At 66.7% G+C, this 1,702-nt stretch carries 1 protein-coding gene; it reads right to left on the bottom strand.

Features of this window, described 5'->3' with window-relative positions; genetic code table 11:
• Nucleotides 1-1,702: condensation domain-containing protein (locus ABIB66_RS43475; RefSeq protein ID WP_354260124.1), on the bottom strand; the 1,702-nt coding region annotated here is incomplete at both ends.

Below are 1,702 nucleotides of genomic sequence, written 5' to 3'. Positions count from 1 at the left end.
TGCACACTTCCGACGGATAGGCCGCCGCCGTCCGGTTCAGCTCCTCCACCAGATACGCCCGCTCGTCAGGTGGCAGCAGCTCAATCCGCCCCACCTCTTGCTGCGCATCGGCAACCATCGCCCGCAGCAGCGCCAGCAGATACCCCCGCTGCCGCTCGATTGTCGCCTGATCAAACAACGCCGTGGCATAACCCAGCGTCCCGGCGATCACCTCGCCCTGCTCGCCAAGGTTCAGCTCCAGATCAAACTTGACCTGATCGAACCCGTCCCCCGCAGCCTCCACCAGCAGCCCGGGAAGATCGAAGGGCTGAGCGGCGTTGGTCTGCCAGGCCAGCATCACCTGGAACAGCGGGGTGTGATCAAGCGAGCGCGGCGGCTGCACGATCTCCACCACCTGCTCGAACGGCAGGTCCTGATGCTCCTGCGCTCCCAAGGCCGTGCGCCGCGTCCGCTCCAACAGCTCCGCCACGCTCGGCGCGCCCGACAGGTCGAGGCGAAGCGCCAGGGTGTTGACGAAGAAGCCGATCAGCTCTTCGATCTCACGCCGACCGCGATTGGCGCTCGGCACACCGATCATTATGTCGTCCTGCCCCGACAGACGCGACAGCACCGCCGCCCACCCCGCCAGCACCGTCATGAACAAGGTCGTGCCATGCTGCCGGCTCAGCCGCTTCAGATCCCGCGTCAGATCTGCAGGAATGACCACAGCCACACGCGCCCCGGCAAACGACTGTTGCGCCGGCCGCGGCCGGTCCGTCGGCAGCGCCAGACGGGCCGGACCACCACACAGGGCGTTGCGCCAATACTTCGCCTGGCCCTGCAGCCGTTCGCCCGAGAGCCATTGCCGCTGCCAGGCGGCGTAATCCGGGTACTGGATCGCCAGCGGCGGCAAAGGATCGTCCTGTCCAGCCTCGAACGCCCGGTAAAGCTGACTGAGTTCACGCACCAAGACGCCCATCGACCAGCCGTCCGAGACGATGTGATGCTGGGTGAGCAGGAAGACGTGTTCCTCATCCGACATCCGCACCAGACGCCCGCGGACCAGCGGCCCGCGCGCAAGATCAAATGGCGTGCGCTCCTCTTCATGGCACTGATCCAAAAGTGCTGTTTCCGCATCCGGCCTGTGCCGCAGATCGTGCTCAACGACCGGCAGCCCCGCATCCGGCGGCAGGACCTCAACCCAGGGCTTGCCCTGCGGCGCGACAAAGACGCTGCGCAGCGCCTCATGACGCGCCAACACACGGTCAAGGCTGCGCTGCCAGGCGCTGCGGTCGAGCACCCCGCGCAGCCGCAAGGTCAGCGGCACGTGATAGCTCGTGCTATCCTGATCCAGCTGCGCCAAAAACCATAGCCGCTGCTGCGCAAACGACAGCACAAGCGGCTCATGACGCGACACGGCCGCAATCGCCGGCAGGTCTTGGGGACCGGAGCGGCTCAACTCATCCATGATGTTCGCCGCCAGATCCGCCAGCACCGGCCTGGCGAACAGCGTCGACAGCGGCAACGCGACACCCAGGGCCTGCGACAGCCGGCTCAACAGCTGCACCGCCAGCAGCGAATGCCCGCCCAGTTCGAAGAAGTGGTCGTGGCGCCCGACCCGCTCCAGCCCCAGAAGCTCGGCCCAGATCTGCGCCAGCGCCGTCTCGATCTCGCCTTGCGGCGGTTCGTAGCTCCGATGCGCATACGCCTCATCCGCAGGCGG

The organism is Bradyrhizobium sp. F1.13.3 (assembly GCF_040548265.1).
Taxonomy (GTDB): Bacteria; Pseudomonadota; Alphaproteobacteria; order Rhizobiales; family Xanthobacteraceae; genus Bradyrhizobium.
The sequence above is the reverse complement of the archived record's forward strand: the minus strand, read 5'-3'. Positions and strand labels throughout refer to the sequence as shown.